The 14,065-nt window shown below is 73.2% G+C and carries 13 protein-coding genes; 9 read left to right on the top strand and 4 right to left on the bottom strand.

Features of this window, described 5'->3' with window-relative positions:
- The first annotated feature begins 53 nt into the window (after positions 1 to 53).
- A complete protein-coding gene (locus E1286_RS27820) occupies positions 54 to 1,421 on the top strand; it encodes an alpha/beta hydrolase domain-containing protein (protein WP_223190469.1) in 1,368 nt (455 codons plus the stop codon).
- A 30-nt stretch (positions 1,422 to 1,451) separates the two neighbouring features.
- On the opposite strand, the gene E1286_RS27815 is transcribed toward E1286_RS27820, so the two are convergent.
- The 4 genes from E1286_RS27815 to E1286_RS27800 all read right to left on the bottom strand — a co-directional run bounded on the left by E1286_RS27815 (position 1,452) and on the right by E1286_RS27800 (position 6,431).
- The gene (locus E1286_RS27815) at positions 1,452 to 2,873 is read right to left on the bottom strand and encodes an MFS transporter (protein WP_223190467.1); all 1,422 of its coding nucleotides are present in this window, start codon (positions 2,871 to 2,873) and stop codon (positions 1,452 to 1,454) included.
- Positions 2,870 to 3,304 carry a MarR family winged helix-turn-helix transcriptional regulator gene (locus E1286_RS27810; protein WP_132617046.1) on the bottom strand — a complete coding sequence of 145 codons (435 nt, stop codon included), beginning with the start codon at positions 3,302 to 3,304 and terminating at the stop codon, positions 2,870 to 2,872. The genes E1286_RS27815 and E1286_RS27810 overlap by 4 nt, the downstream gene beginning before the upstream one ends.
- A 67-nt stretch (positions 3,305 to 3,371) precedes the next feature.
- A complete protein-coding gene (locus E1286_RS27805) occupies positions 3,372 to 3,773 on the bottom strand; it encodes a hypothetical protein (RefSeq protein ID WP_132617044.1) in 402 nt (133 codons plus the stop codon).
- A gap of 129 nt (positions 3,774 to 3,902) precedes the next feature.
- Positions 3,903 to 6,431 (bottom strand): sensor histidine kinase, encoded by a 2,529-nt coding sequence (locus E1286_RS27800; protein ID WP_132617042.1) that lies wholly within the window; start codon positions 6,429 to 6,431, stop codon positions 3,903 to 3,905.
- Between the two features lie 243 nt (positions 6,432 to 6,674).
- Between E1286_RS27800 and E1286_RS27795 the strand changes: the two genes are divergently transcribed.
- The 8 genes from E1286_RS27795 to E1286_RS27760 all read left to right on the top strand — a co-directional run.
- The gene (locus E1286_RS27795; protein WP_132617040.1) at positions 6,675 to 7,193 is read left to right on the top strand and encodes a toxin-antitoxin system HicB family antitoxin; all 519 of its coding nucleotides are present in this window, start codon (positions 6,675 to 6,677) and stop codon (positions 7,191 to 7,193) included.
- Complete coding sequence (locus tag E1286_RS27790; RefSeq protein WP_246075226.1) at positions 7,193 to 8,131, top strand: DUF4097 family beta strand repeat-containing protein; 939 nt, start codon at positions 7,193 to 7,195, stop codon at positions 8,129 to 8,131. The genes E1286_RS27795 and E1286_RS27790 overlap by 1 nt, the downstream gene beginning before the upstream one ends.
- A gap of 21 nt (positions 8,132 to 8,152) precedes the next feature.
- On the top strand, positions 8,153 to 9,130 hold the full coding sequence (locus E1286_RS27785; protein WP_132617038.1) for an ATP-binding cassette domain-containing protein: 978 nt from the start codon (positions 8,153 to 8,155) through the stop codon (positions 9,128 to 9,130).
- Positions 9,127 to 9,930: an ABC transporter permease gene (locus E1286_RS27780; RefSeq protein WP_132617036.1), complete on the top strand. Its 804-nt coding sequence runs from the start codon at positions 9,127 to 9,129 to the stop codon at positions 9,928 to 9,930. Before E1286_RS27785 ends, E1286_RS27780 begins: the two co-directional genes overlap by 4 nt.
- Positions 9,927 to 10,445, top strand: a complete 519-nt coding sequence (locus E1286_RS27775) for a DUF1707 SHOCT-like domain-containing protein (protein ID WP_132617034.1) — start codon at positions 9,927 to 9,929, stop codon at positions 10,443 to 10,445. Before E1286_RS27780 ends, E1286_RS27775 begins: the two co-directional genes overlap by 4 nt.
- A 111-nt stretch (positions 10,446 to 10,556) precedes the next feature.
- On the top strand, positions 10,557 to 12,176 hold the full coding sequence (locus E1286_RS27770; protein WP_132617032.1) for an amidase family protein: 1,620 nt from the start codon (positions 10,557 to 10,559) through the stop codon (positions 12,174 to 12,176).
- Between the two features lie 156 nt (positions 12,177 to 12,332).
- On the top strand, positions 12,333 to 13,040 hold the full coding sequence (locus E1286_RS27765; protein ID WP_132617030.1) for a ThuA domain-containing protein: 708 nt from the start codon (positions 12,333 to 12,335) through the stop codon (positions 13,038 to 13,040).
- A partial coding sequence (locus tag E1286_RS27760; RefSeq protein WP_132617028.1) for a Gfo/Idh/MocA family protein occupies positions 13,025 to 14,065 on the top strand: 1,041 nt, incomplete at its 3' end. The genes E1286_RS27765 and E1286_RS27760, both read left to right, overlap by 16 nt.

The following is a 14,065-nucleotide window of genomic DNA, read 5'->3' as shown; positions in this document are numbered from 1 at the left end:
CGATGAGGCGATCATCGGGGTGGCCGGATCGTCCGGCCGGAAGGAGATCGCGCATGGCGTCATTTCCCCGCCCGTCCCGCCGTATCGCCGCCACGCTGGTGGCCGCCTGCCTGGTGCTCACCCCCGTGGAAGCCGCCGCCGGCACGGCCGCGCCGGCCCCGGTCGACGTGCCCCGCGTCGAGGGCCCGCTGCCGGGCGCCCCGCCGGGAGACCCGGCTTCGCCGGACATCGCCGACACCTCTCCCTGGCTGGCCACGGACGCCGACCTGGCCGCCCGCGGCTACGTGGAGCAGGAGTTCCTCCTGTCGGGCGTGGCCGACGCCTACAGCACGACCGGCGAGCCGGTCGCCGCCGACGTGCCGTACCGGACCCGGGTGCTGGTACGCCGCCCGGCGAGCCCCGCCGCGTTCAACGGCACCGTGCTCACCGAATGGCAGAACGTCACCGCCGGATACGACCTCGACGCGCTCTGGCACACCGACCTGATCACCCGCGCCGGGTACGCCTGGGTGGGCGTGTCCGCCCAGCGCGTCGGCGTGGACCAGCTCCGCGGGTGGAGCCCGGCCCGTTACGGCGGCCTCGACGTCACCGGCGGCGGCCGGTTCACCGCCGACCAGCTCTCCTACGACGTGTTCTCCCAGGCCGCCAAGGCGATCAGGCGGCCCGGTCAGCGGTCGCTGCTCGGACGGCTGCGCGCCGACACGGTCCTGGCGATCGGGGCCTCGCAGTCCGCCGGCCGGCTGACCGTCTACTACGACGCCGTGCTTCCCCAGATCGAGAGCGTCTTCGACGGGTACGGCCAGATCGTGGGCAGCGCCCCCACCCGCGCCGGCGCCGAGCCGGTCTTCCAGGTGCTGTCGGAGACCGACGTGCGCTCGCCCGCGCGGCCCGCCGACACCGACCGGTTCCGCCGCTGGGAGGTGGCCGGCAGCGCCCACTCCGGCTGGTTCGGCTACGACTACCGCAGGCCGCTGCTGACCCGCGACCTCGGGACCGCCCCCACGTACCGCTGTGACCGGCCGCCGTACAGCCGCGTGCCGCTGCACCACGTGCTGGCCGCCGCCTACGACCACCTGACCCGCTGGGCCGAACGGGGCGTCGCGCCGCCGACCGCGCCGCCGCTGGAGTTCGCCTCCGACGGCAGCAAGGCGCGCGACGAGCTGGGGCTGGCCCGCGGCGGCATCCGGCTGTCGCAGGTGGCGGCGCCCACCGCGCTGAACACCGGCGACAACTCCGGCGAGAGCTTCTGCCGGTTGTTCGGCACGCACGTGCCGTTCGGCGAGGCCACGCTCGATCGGCTCTACCCGTCGCACGGACGCCACGTCTCGGCTGTGGCGCGCGCCGACGCCCGCAACGTCAAGGCCGGCTACCTGCTCCCGGCCGACGCCCGCCAGAACCTCCTCGACGCCGCCCGCCGGTGACCTGCCGAACAGGTCCTCAGGAAGGAGGATTCAGCGGCTGGGGGCTTCGTCCAGGCGGCCGACGCGGAGCAACGACCGGTCGGCCAGGGTGACGACGAGGAACAGCGCGGACACGCCCACCAGCAGCCAGGCGAGATCGTGCAGGCCGGCCGTGGTGGCGCCGTGCCGGTAGAAGGCGGCGTTCGCGGCCGAGGCGGCCAGCGCGCCGAGGTACATGAACGTCCGCAGCAGCCCGGCGGAGGAGCCCATGCGCGCGGGATCGGCCTGCGCGTACAGGGCGTTCTGGTTGGCCAGGCCGTTGAGTCCCTGCGGGACGCCGATGATCGTGGCGATCACCACCAGGGCCCAGATCGGCGTCCCCGGCCCGATCAGCAGGATCAGGGCGGTCCCCGCGACCTGCACGAGGCTGCCGGCGAGCAGCTTGCCGCGCACCTCCGCGCGGCGTCCGGTGACCGCAGTGACCAGGATCGCCGCCGCCGACATCGGCAGCAGGACCAGCCCCGCCGCCGACGGGCTGAGCGCGCGCCCCTCCTCCAGCCACTGCGTGAACCCGAACATGAAGGCGTAGGAGGTGACGAAGGCCAGGAACTGGCGGACGTACGTGGCCAGCAGCGGCAGGTTCCCGGCCAGCACCCGCAGGTCCAGGAACGGGGAGGCGGTGCGCAGCTCGCGTACGGCGAAGGCGGCGCCCACGGCGGCGAAGACCGCCAGCAGCGGCCAGCGCGCCACCTCGGGGTCCATCAGGAAGAGCATGAACGCGGTGAGCGTCCCGGCGAACAGCGCCATGCCCGCGATGTCGATGCGCTCCGAGCGGGCGGCGCTCAGGTCCGCGCCCAGGGCGGACGCGCGCGGCAGGAACAACGCGCCCAGGACGAGACAGGCCGCCGACAGCGGCACGTTGACCGCGAAGATCAGATGCCAGCCCCCTGCGCCGACCAGCAGCCCGCCCAGCGGCGGCCCGAGCACGGAGACGACCTGGTTGGAGATCGACAACGCGGCCAGCACCCCGCTGGGGCTGCGCAGCCCGGTCCGCTCCGACTCGCTGCGCAGCAGGAACATCGACGCCGGATAGGCGGCCGACGTGCCGAGCCCGAGCAGCACCCGGGAGATGATCAGCACCCACAGCTCGGGTGCCAGCACACCGATCAGCCCGGCCACCCCGACCAGGGCGGTGCCGGTCAGGTAGAGCAGGCGCGGGCCGAAGGAGTCGACCAGCCGCCCGATGACGGGCTGCCCGACGGCGGTGGCCAGGTACAGGCCGGTGATGAGCCACGCGGTCGCCGACGGGGACGCGCCGAAGTCCCGGCCGATGGGGATGAGCGCCACCGCGAGCATCGAGGAGTTGATCGGGTTGAGGATGGAGCCCAGGATCATCGGCGGGATCAGCCGGCGGTCGAACCCCTCTCCGGCGGCGTGTCGTCGCCGGACGCGGAACAGGGCCGAGAGCGTCATGAGTGCGCCACGTCGTCCAGCACGCCCATCACCTCGATGACGGCGCGCAGCTGCTCGTCGGTGCAGCGCTCACGCAGGGCGAGGGCCAGCCACTGCTCGCGGGCCCGCCGGTCGCCGATGCGCCGTTCGCGTCCGCCGCCGGTCAGGGTGACGAGCTGGCGGCGGCCGTCGCGCGGGTCGGGGTGGCGTTCCACGAGCCCGGCCAGCTCCAGCGTCACGACGATCTTCGCCATGGACTGGGGGCGTACGCGCTCGGCCACGGCCAGGTCGCTGGCCGAGGCAGGCCCCTCCTTGTCGAGCCGGGCCAGCACGGAGGCCTGCGCCGGGGTGAGGTCGCCCTCGACGGCGAGGTCCTTCACCCTGCGCCGCAGGCGGCTGAACACCACCCAGACGTCACCGGCGGCTCGGGCGGCGAGGTCGTGATCTCCCATGCTCTCAACGCTAGAACTGTTCAGCCCAGACTGCACAGTTTGGACTGCCAAAGTGGGATTTATCACCTTATAGAGGCATTTGTTCGCGAACGGGAAGTTCCTCCTGAACGGGAACGCGAACGGCCGGCGGGGGAGCGCCCAGGAGCCGGGGCAGGCCCGCGCCCGCCAGCCCGCCCGCGGCGAACACCCCCAGCCTGACCAGGTCGGAACGGCCGAACGTCAGGGTCCCCAGCGCGTTGACCAGGAAACCGGTGGTGAAGCACCAGGCCGTCAGAGCCGTCACCAGAGCGGCCGGCACGTCGCGCGCCCGCGCCGCGAACACCGTCACCACGGCGGCCATCACCCACACGCGCGCCCGCGTCCCCGGGACGGCCGCCGCGACGACGGCGCAGGCGAGGACCGTCACGGCGAACCCGCCCGCGACCAGCAGCCCGGCCGGCGGCCTGCCGTCCCGAACCCCTGAAGACATGATGAGCGCCCTTCCACGTCGCGAAGCCGGCACTCTCAGGAAAGCGCCCGCGGCGTGCGCGAACGCCGATTCCTACGACACTCGTACGCGACCGGGACGCCGCCTGACACGACCTTGACGGGCCGGCCGTCATGGACGGGAGTGGACCGGCATCGAGACGACCATGGTGAGCCCGCCGCCCGGCGTCTCGTCCGGGACGAGCGTGCCGCCCATCGCCTCGGTCAGCCCGCGGGAGAGCGCGAGGCCGAGCCCGACACCGGCGTGGGCGTCGCGGTCGCCGAGCCGCTGGAACGGCTGGAAGACCCGCTCGTGCGCCTCGCGCGGGATGCCGGGACCCCGGTCGATCACCCTGATCTCGACCAGCTCGTCGCCCCGGCCGGCCGTGACCAGCACCTTCCGGCCGGCGGGGCTGTGCCGGACCGCGTTGCTCATGAGGTTGACCAGGACGCGTTCCAGCAGGGCGGGGTCGGCGTCGATCTCGGGCAGGCCGGGGGAGAGGTCGGCCTCCACGCGCTCGCCCGCCGCCCCGAGCTCGTCGATCGCGTGCGGGACGATCTCCGCCACGGAGACGGGCTCCAGAGACAGGCCCAGCACGCCGGCCTGCAGGCGGCTCATGTCGAGCAGGTTCGCCACCAGCCGGTCCAGTTTGGCCAGCGACTCGCCGGCCGTGGCCAGCAGCTCCTCGCGGTCCTGCGGGCTCCACCGCACCTCGCGGCTGCCCAGGCTCTCGACCGCCGCCTTGGCGGCGGAAAGGGGCGTGCGCAGGTCATGGCTGACGGCGGCCAGCAGCGCGGTGCGCATCCGGTCGGCCTCCGCCAGCGGCTCGGCGCGCGCCGCCTCCTGCCGCAGCCGCTCCTGGCGCAGGGCGACGGCGGCCTCGGCGGCGAACGCCTCCAGCACCCGCCGGTCGCTGGCGTCCAGCAGCCGCCCGCGCGCGGCCAGCACGAGGTTCTCGTCGATCTGCACGTCGGTGTCGGCCTGGCCCGGGCAGGTGGACGGCGGCCCGCCGGAGATGGCGACGATCCGCCAGGCGGACGGGACGGAGACGTCGTCGGGGGTGCGGGCGTGGCGGCGTTCGAGCAGGGCGACCGAGTCCAGCGCGAACGTCTCCCGCAGCCGGCCGAGCAGCGAGGGCAGGGCGGCCTCACCGCGCAGCACGTGCCCGGCCAGCGTGGAGAGCACCTCGGCGTCGGCGCGGGCGCGCACGGCCTCCCTGGTGTGCCGGGCGGCCAGGTCGACGATCGTGCTCACCGCGGCCGCCACCAGGACGAACACCACCAGTGCGAGCACGTTCTCCGGGGCCGCGACCGTCCAGGTGTGGGTGGGCGGGGTGAAGAACCAGTTGAGCAGCAGGAACCCGCCCACCGCCGCGGTGATCGCCGGCCAGGTGCCGCCGGCCAGCGCGACGACCACGACCAGGCTGAGGAAGAGCAGGATGTCGCTGGACAGCGACAACGTGGCGCGGAACGGCAGCAGCGCCGCGGTCAGCAGTGGCAGGCCCGCCAGCGCGACGACCCACCCGGCGATCCGGCGTTTCCTCGTGAGCGCCGCCCGCGACCGCTCGCGCGCCCGGCGGCCCTTGCGGACTTCCGGATGGGTGACCATGTGCACGTCGATGGAGCCGGAGCGGGCGGTGGTCTCCATGCCCACGCCCCGCGCCAGGATCTGCGCGAACCGGCCCCGCCGCGACGCGCCGAGCACCAGCTGGGTGGCGTTGACGCCGCGGGCGAAGTCGAGCAGCGCGCGGGGGACGTCGTCGCCGACGACCTGATGGTAGGTGCCGCCCATGCTCTCCACCAGCGTGCGCTGGCGGGCCAGGTTCGCCGGGTCGCCGCCGGCCAGGCCGTCGGCGCTGGTCACGTGGACGGCCAGCAGGTCGGCGCCCTTGGACCGGGCGGCGATGCGCGCCGCCCGGCGTACCAGCGTGTCGCCCTCCGGGCCGCCGGTCAGCGCCACCACCACCCGCTCGCGGGCCTCCCACGTGGCGGCGATGCCGTGTTCGGCGCGGTAGCGGTCGAGCTGCTCGTCCACCTTGCCCGCGACCCACAGCAGCGCCAGCTCGCGCAGCGCGGTCAGGTTGCCGACGCGGAAGTAGTGGGCCAGGGCCGTGTCGACCTTCTCCGGGGGATAGACGTTGCCGTGCGCCATGCGCCGCCGCAGCGCCTCCGGCGACATGTCGACGAGCTCGATCTGGTCGGCCCGCCGGACGACCTCGTCGGGCACGGTCTCGCGCTGGGGCACGCCGGTGATCTGCTCGACGACGTCGTTGACCGACTCCAGGTGCTGGATGTTGACCGTGGAGACCACGTCGATCCCCGCGTCGAGGATCTCGTCGACGTCCTGCCAGCGCTTGGCGTTCTTCGAGCCGGGCACGTTGGTGTGGGCCAGCTCGTCGATCAGCGCCACCGCCGGCCGCCGGGCGACGACCGCCTCGACGTCGAGCTCGGTGAACGTGACGCCGCGGTGGACGAGCGTCTTGCGCGGGGTGATCTCCAGGCCCTCAAGGAGCGCCTGCGTGCGGGCGCGGCCGTGCGTCTCGACGTAGCCCACGACCACGTCCCTGCCGCGCTCCACGGCACGGCGGCCCTCGCCCAGCATGGCGTACGTCTTGCCCACGCCGGGCGCCGCGCCGAGGTAGACCCGCAGCCTGCCGCGCACCTCAGCCCCCGCCCCAGGGGGAGGGACGCTCCCGCACGTCGCTCACTCCCCTTCTCGTCCGACCTTCTCGTTCGGTCGGCCGCCAAAGACAGCCAACCTCAGTCTTTCGCGAGATTTATCCGTCTTAACGCGATCCATACGCCCCGCATCAAATCTTGACGCCGCCCCGATGGCGCCGCGATGGCGTCAAGCGGCGTCGCGGCCGGGCTTGCGATGACGCCATGATGGTGTCATAGTGGCGTCATGGACCTCGCACCCTATGTCGACCAACTCCGCCGCGAGCTCGCGGTCGCCGCGGGCGCGGGCGGCGACGAGGCGCGCGCGCTGGCCGAGCGCCTCGCCGCCGCACTGGACGCCGCCACCCGGCTCGCCCTGCTGGAGGCGCTGTCCGCCGCCGCCGACGAGATCACCCGCGACCTCGCGCCCGGCTCCGTCGAGGTGCGTCTTCGGGGCCGCGACCCCGACTTCGTGGTGACGCAGCCGCCGCCCGCGCGGGCGTACGAGCAGGCGGAGCAGGCCGGTGCCCCCGAGCAGGAGCCCGCACCCCCGCCGCCGGACGACGACGGCGGCACCGCGCGGATCTCCCTGCGCGTCCCCGAGCACCTCAAGCCGCGCATCGAGGAGGCCGCCGCCCGCGACGGGCTCTCCGTGAACGCCTGGCTCGTCCGCGCCGTCACCGCCGCCCTCGATCCCGCCCCTCGCCGGTCCGCCCGGCGCGCGACCCAGCAGAGCGGCAGCCGCTACACCGGCTGGGTGCGCTGATGACCACCGGACCCCACCAGGAGAAGACCGTCATGCCCGCCTTCGCCACCCCCGGCCCGATCACCGCTGTGATCGACGTGCCCGCCGCCCACGTCCGCATCGAGGCGAGCGAGCGAGCCGACACCGTCGTGGAGATCTCCCCGAGCGACGCCTACAACGACGCCGACGTGGAGACCGCCCGGCAGACTCAGGCCGACTACTCCGACGGCAGGCTGCTCGTCAAGACGTCCGGAGGCCCGGCGGCCCGATCCCTCGGATGGGGCGTCTCGCTCGACAAGCTGGTCGAATCACCGGCGGACTGGGTGCGTTCGCTGCTCAGCGGCGGCGGCTCGGTCGAGGTGACCATCAGCCTGCCGGCCGGCTCCCGCGTCGAGGGCGGCGCGGCGGCGAGCGTGCGCTGCCGGGGCCCGCTGGGCGACGTGCGGTTCACCACCTCTCTCGGCGACATCCGGGTCGACCAGGCCGCGCGCCTGCGGCTGAAGAGCGACCACGGCGACATCTCGGTCGGCCGCGCCGCCGGGCACGCCGAGCTCACCACGACCCACGGCAGCATCGGCGCCGGCGGCATCGACGGCACGGCGGTGGTCAAGACCGCGCACGGCGAGGTCACCCTCGGCACGGTGACCGGCGAGCTGCGGCTCAACTCCGCCCACGGCGACGTCACCGTCGACCGCGCGCTGTCCGGCGTCGTGGCCAAGACGGCGTACGGCAGCGTCACCATCGGCGAGGTCCTCTCCGGCGCCGTGGTCATGGAGACCACCGGTGGCGGGCTGGAGCTCGGCATCCGCGAAGGCACCACCGCCTGGCTCGACGTCAGCTCGCAGTACGGCACCGTCGAGGTCTCCCTCGACGCCGCCGACGGCCCCGTCGAGACCGAGCACACCGTCGAGGTGCGCGCCCACACCAACTACGGCGACATCGTCGTCCACCGTTCCTGACCCCCGCAGGAGGAGAGCACCATGACAGCTGCCATCGTGGCCGAGGGCCTGGTCAAGCGCTACGGCACCGTGACCGCCCTCGACGGCGTCGACCTGACCGTCCCGCAGGGCACCGTCCTCGGGCTGCTCGGCCCGAACGGCGCCGGCAAGACCACCACCGTTCGCATCCTCACCACCCTGCTCAAGCCCGACGCCGGCCGCGCCGAGGTCGCCGGTTTCGACGTCGTGCGCGACGCCGACCGGTTGCGTGCCCACATCGGCGCCTCCGGCCAGTACGCCGCCGTCGACGACCACCTCACCGGCGCGGAGAACCTCGAGATGGTCGGCCGCCTCTACCATCTCGGCGTCAAACGCAGCCGCCGGCGCGCCCGCGAGCTGCTGGAGCGCTTCGACCTGGCCGAGGCGGCCGACCGGCCCGTGCAGGGCTACTCCGGCGGAATGCGGCGCCGCCTCGACCTCGCCGGGGCGCTGGTGGCCGAGCCGCCCGTGCTCTTCCTCGACGAGCCCACCACGGGCCTCGACCCCCGGGCCCGCGCCGCGCTGTGGGAGCTCATCGCCGAGCTGGTCGCCGGGGGCACGACCGTGCTGCTGACCACGCAGTACCTGGAGGAGGCCGACCGGCTGGCCCACCGCATCGCGGTGGTCGACCACGGCCGAGTGATCGCCCTCGGCACCGCCGACGAGCTGAAGGACCAGGTCGGCGGCGACCGTATCGAGGTGACCGTGACGAGCGAGGCCGACCTGCGCGCCGCCGGCGACGCGCTCGCGTCGCTGGCCGCCGGCGGCGTGCAGGCCGACGCCGCCGCGCTGCGGGTGACCGTCCCGGTCAGCGGCGGCGCCGCCGCGCTCACCACCGCGCTGGGACGGCTGGCGGACGGGCGGATCGCCGTACGCGACGCCGGGCTGCGCCGCCCGACCCTGGACGACGTGTTCCTGGCGCTGACCGGGCACGAGGCCGGCCGGCAGGCCGACGAGAAGATCAAGGAGAGCGTCCGATGAACACCCTCCAGATGGCCGTCGCCGACGGCATGACGATCGCCAGGCGCAACGCGTTGAAGATCAAACGAGCGCCCGACCTGTTGGGCGGCGTGATCGCCCTGCCGATCGTGTTCGTGTTGCTGTTCGCGTACGTGTTCGGCAGCATGATCGAGCTGCCCGGCATCTCGTACGGCGAGTACCTCATCCCTGGGATCTTCGTCCAGACGATCGTCATGAGCGGCCAGATCACCGGCTACACGCTGACCCAGGACCTGCAGAAGGGCATCTTCGACCGGTTCCGCACGCTGCCGATGTCGCCCTCGGCGGTGCTGACCGGCCAGACCGTCAGCGACGTCATCATGAACGTCACCAGCATCGTCGTGATGGCCCTCGTCGGGCTGGTCGTCGGGTGGCGGATCAACTCCTCGCCGGCCGAGGCCGCGCTCGGCTTCGCGATGCTGCTGCTGTTCGCGTACGCGTACTCGTGGGTGACGGCGGCGGTCGCGCTGGCCCTGCGCAAGCCGGAGGTGTTCAACAACGCGGCCACCATCCTGTCGATGCCGCTGGTGTTCCTGTCGAACGCCTTCGTCGACAGCGCCCGCCTGCCCGGCCCGCTGCAGCCGATCGCCGAGTGGAACCCCGTCTCCACGATCGTCCAGGCCGCCCGGGAGCTGTTCGGCAACATCCCGCCGGGCGCGGCGGAGCCGGCCGCCTGGCCGCTGCGGCACGCCGTCCCCGTCTCGCTGCTGTGGTCGGCGGTGCTGCTGGTCGTGTTCGTGCCGCTGGCCACGCGGCTGTACCGCAGGGCCGTCAGCCGATGAGCGGGATCGGGATCCGGGAGACCGACCGTGACCGGGCCGTCCACCTGGTCCAGCAGGCGTACGCGGACGGCCGGCTCTCCTCCGGTGAGCTGGAACGGCGGCTGGAAAGCGTGCTGACGGCCGCCACATCCGGCGAGCTGGAACACCAGCTCGCCGACCTCCCCGACGACGTGGTGGAGCTCGGCTCGACCGGCGGCTCCATCACCCGGACCGGTGACTGGCGGGTGCCGCGCCTGCTGCGGGTCAGCTCCGGGTACGGCGGCGTACGGCTCGACCTGTCACGGGCCGTCATCGCCCACCCGGTGGTCGACATCGAGATCCACCTGGCGTACGGCTCCGCGCTCGTCGTCCTGCCGCCCGGCGCGAGCGCGGACGCCGACGGCGCGCAGACCGGCTGGGGCGGCATCACCAGCAAGGTCCGGGGCCACGGGGGAAGCCCGCACGTGCGGGTCACCGGCTGGCTCGCCCACGGGCACATCAAGATTCGCCATCCGCGCGCGTGGCGCCGAAAGTAATACATCCGAAATACTGCGACAACTTCCCCGTCGCACGCTTCCTGGGTGATCATCGTTTGCCTCGTGCCGCCCGGGGCCGAGGCGGACACCCCCTGGAAGGACACGCACCCCATGAGACGTCCCAGTGTCTTATCCGTACGACGCCGCCTGACCACCCGCGCCACCGTCCACCTGGCCGCGTTCGCCACCGTCGTGGCCGCGACGGTGGCCGTCTCTCCGACGCAGGCCCAGATCGACCAGGGCCGTCCCCGCGTGGACCTCGAGACCGCCACGGTCGCGCAGCTCCAGCAGGCCATGAGCACCAGGAAGATCACCTCCGAGCAGCTCACGAGCGACTACTTCGCCCGCATCCGCGCGCTCAACACCAGCGGCCCCGGCCTGAACGCCGTCCGCGCGCTCAACGACAGAGCGCTCGAGGAGGCCAGGCAGGCCGACAGGGAACGCGGGAGAGGCACGGTGCGCGGCCCGCTGCACGGCATCCCCGTGCTGGTCAAGGACAACATCGACGTCCGCAGGCTGCCGACCACGGCCGGCGCGCTCGCGCTGGCCGACTCCTACCCGTCCGACGACGCCTTTCTCGTCAAGCGGCTGCGCGCTGCCGGCGCCGTCATCCTCGGCAAGACCAACCTCACCGAGTTCGCGAACTTCACCACCAACGGCATGCCGTCCGGCTACAGCGGCCTCGGCGGGCAGGTGCTGAACCCGTACGACGTGAGCCAGACCCCCAGCGGGTCGAGCTCCGGGTCCGGGTCCGCGGCGGCCGCCGGGCTCGGGGCCGTCACGGTCGGCACCGAGACCTCGGGCTCCATCCTCAGCCCTTCGGTGGCCAACTCGCTCGTCGGCGTGAAGCCGACCGTCGGCCTGGTCAGCCGGACCGGCATCGTGCCGATCGCCGCCTCCCAGGACACCGCCGGCCCGATGACCCGCTCGGTGTACGACGCCGCCGCCCTGCTGACCGCGATGACCGGCGTCGACCCCGAGGACCCGGCGACCGAGACCAGCGGCGGCGTCGCCGGCACCGACTACACGGCCGCGCTGAAGAAGGACGCGCTCCAGGGCGTGCGCGTCGGCGTCGCGAGCTCGCCGTCGGGCAACCAGGGCGCCGCCTTCACCCGGGCCCTCGACGTGCTGCGCGCCCAGGGCGCCACGCTCGTCCAGGTCACCGTCAACACCGGCGGGATGCCGCCCGGCATCCTCGACTACGAGTTCAAGCGCGACCTCAACGCCTACCTCGCCCGCCTGCCCCGCAACGCCCCGATGAAGTCCCTCGACGACGTCGTCCGATACAACCTCGCGCACGCCGACGAGGGCGCGATCAAGTTCGGCCAGACCCAACTGGTGGCCTCCAACGCGATCGACCTCGACGACCCCGCCGCCAAGGCGGACTACGAGGCCGACCGCGACAACGGCATCGCCACCGCCCGCTCGCGCATCGACGCGGTGCTGGGCGCCGAGGACCTGGACGCGATCCTGTTCTCCGGCAACGGCTCGGCCGGGATCGGCGCGCGGGCGCAATACCCGTCGGTGGCCGTGCCGATCGGCTACGACCCGGCCAACGGGCGTCCGTTCGGCATGACGTTCCTCGGGGCCGCGTACACCGAGGCGGCGCTGCTGTCGTTCGCCTACGCCTACGAGCAGGCGTCGCTGGAGTGGCGCCCGCCGTCGGTGGTCAACCCGTCGTTGTTCCGCTGCGCGCCCCCGGCCAAGCCGCAGCGCACCTGCGCCCCCTGACCGCCCTCTGAGCACGGATCACCGTCGCCTTCCTCGAGGCGGCGGTGATCCGTCCTCGTGGCCTCTTCCTCCCCACCGGGAACCCTGACAGCATGATTGACCGGTATGCCGTTTTCTGGCGGCAGCCCGAGCGGTTCCTCACGTGATTGGGAGAGCATGGCAGGCGAAAACAGGCGTACGGTCCTGGTGGTGCGGGGCGGCTGGGAAGGCCACGCCCCGGTGGCGGCCACCGACCTCTTCATTCCGTACCTGGAGAAACACGGATACGAGGTGCACCTGGCGGACAGCCCCGCCCCGTACGCGGACCCGGCGTTCATGTCCGGCGTCGACCTCATCGTGCAGTGCTACACCATGGGCACCATCCAGCCCGCCGAGCTCAAGGGCCTGCGGGCGGCGATCGAGGCGGGCACCGGCATGGCCGGCTGGCACGGCGGCATCGCCGACTCCTTCCGCAACTCCTCCGACTACCTGCACCTCATCGGCGGCCAGTTCGCCTGCCACCCCGGCAAGGACCCGTCCGAGCCCGGCGCCGGCACCGAGCAGCACAACTTCGTCCCGTACACCGTCACCATGCTCCCCGAGGCGGCCTCCCACCCCATCACCGAGGGGATCGGCGACTTCGACCTCGTCACCGAGCAGTACTGGGTGCTGACCGACGACTACATCGACGTGCTGGCGACCACCACGCAGAAGGTCCGCGCCTGGGACCCCTGGCACCGCGAGGTCACCTCGCCGGCGATCTGGACCCGCCGCTGGGGCCAGGGCCGGATCTTCGTCGCCACTCCGGGGCACAGCCTCGACGTGCTGCAGCACGACAGCGTCCGCACGGTCATCGAGAGGGGCATGCTGTGGGCCAGCCGCTGAACGTCGGCATCGTCGGCTGCGGCGCCATCTCGGCGCAGTACCTCGCCACCATCGAACGCCTCCCGCAGCTGCGGCTGGTGGCCGTGGCCGACCTCGACCTCGACCGCGCCAGGCAGGCCGTGCGCGCCTACCCGGGCGTCGACGTGGTGAGCGTGCCGGAGCTGATGGCCGACCTGCGCGTCGAGCTGGTGCTCAACCTCACCGTCCCGGCCGCGCACGCCGAGGTCGCCCTGCTCGCCATCGCCGCCGGCAAGCACGTCTACTGCGAGAAGCCGCTGGCCGCCACCTCCGCCGAGGCCCGCCGGGTGCTGGACGCCGCCGCGGCGGCGGGGGTGCGGGTGGGGTGCGCGCCCGACACCGTCCTCGGCACCGGTACGCAGACCGCCCGCATGGCGATCGACGACGGGCTGATCGGGACGCCCGTCGCGGCGACGGCGACGATGATGACGCCCGGACACGAGCGGTGGCATCCCAACCCCGACTTCTACTACGTCGCCGGCGGCGGGCCGCTGCTCGACATGGGCCCGTACTACATCAGCAGCCTGATCACCATGCTCGGCCCGGTGGTGACCGTCATCGGGGCTGGCAGCCGTACGCGGAGCAAGCGCACGATCGGATCAGGGCCGCGCCAGGGCGAGTCGGTCCCCGTCACCGTGGACACCCACGTCACCGGGGTGCTGGTGCACGAGTCCGGAGTGCTGTCGACGCTGGTGATGAGCTTCGACGCGGTGGCCACCAGGGCGTCCAGGATCGAGGTCCACGGGGAGAAGGGCTCGCTCGTCGTGCCCGACCCCAACCACTTCGACGGCCCCGTGGAGCTCGCCCGCCTGGGCGAGGAGGGCTGGCGCACCCTCCCGGTCTCGGCCGGCTACACCGAAGCCGGCCGCGGCATAGGCCTCGCCGACTTCGCCGCCACCCCACCGAACCGCACCCCCCGCGCGGGCGGGGAGCTGGCCTTCCACGTCCTCGACATCATGGAGTCCCTCCTGGCCTCCGCCGCCACCGGCCAAGCCGTGACCCTGACC

The organism is Nonomuraea terrae, assembly GCF_004348995.1.
Lineage (GTDB): Bacteria > Actinomycetota > Actinomycetes > Streptosporangiales > Streptosporangiaceae > Nonomuraea > Nonomuraea terrae.
Note: the sequence above shows the minus strand (reverse complement) of the source record. Positions and strands in the feature narration are given on the sequence as shown.

Coding starts and splice junctions, on each gene's coding strand:
- E1286_RS27785 (WP_132617038.1), top strand. CDS start 8,153: ATGACAGCTGCCATCGTGGCCGAGGGCCTGGTCAAGCGCTACGGCACC.
- E1286_RS27780 (WP_132617036.1), top strand. CDS start 9,127: ATGAACACCCTCCAGATGGCCGTCGCCGACGGCATGACGATCGCCAGG.
- E1286_RS27795 (WP_132617040.1), top strand. CDS start 6,675: ATGGACCTCGCACCCTATGTCGACCAACTCCGCCGCGAGCTCGCGGTC.
- E1286_RS27815 (WP_223190467.1), bottom strand. CDS start 2,873: ATGACGCTCTCGGCCCTGTTCCGCGTCCGGCGACGACACGCCGCCGGA.
- E1286_RS27765 (WP_132617030.1), top strand. CDS start 12,333: ATGGCAGGCGAAAACAGGCGTACGGTCCTGGTGGTGCGGGGCGGCTGG.
- E1286_RS27805 (WP_132617044.1), bottom strand. CDS start 3,773: ATGTCTTCAGGGGTTCGGGACGGCAGGCCGCCGGCCGGGCTGCTGGTC.
- E1286_RS27775 (WP_132617034.1), top strand. CDS start 9,927: ATGAGCGGGATCGGGATCCGGGAGACCGACCGTGACCGGGCCGTCCAC.
- E1286_RS27790 (WP_246075226.1), top strand. CDS start 7,193: ATGACCACCGGACCCCACCAGGAGAAGACCGTCATGCCCGCCTTCGCC.
- E1286_RS27810 (WP_132617046.1), bottom strand. CDS start 3,304: ATGGGAGATCACGACCTCGCCGCCCGAGCCGCCGGTGACGTCTGGGTG.
- E1286_RS27820 (WP_223190469.1), top strand. CDS start 54: ATGGCGTCATTTCCCCGCCCGTCCCGCCGTATCGCCGCCACGCTGGTG.
- E1286_RS27770 (WP_132617032.1), top strand. CDS start 10,557: ATGAGACGTCCCAGTGTCTTATCCGTACGACGCCGCCTGACCACCCGC.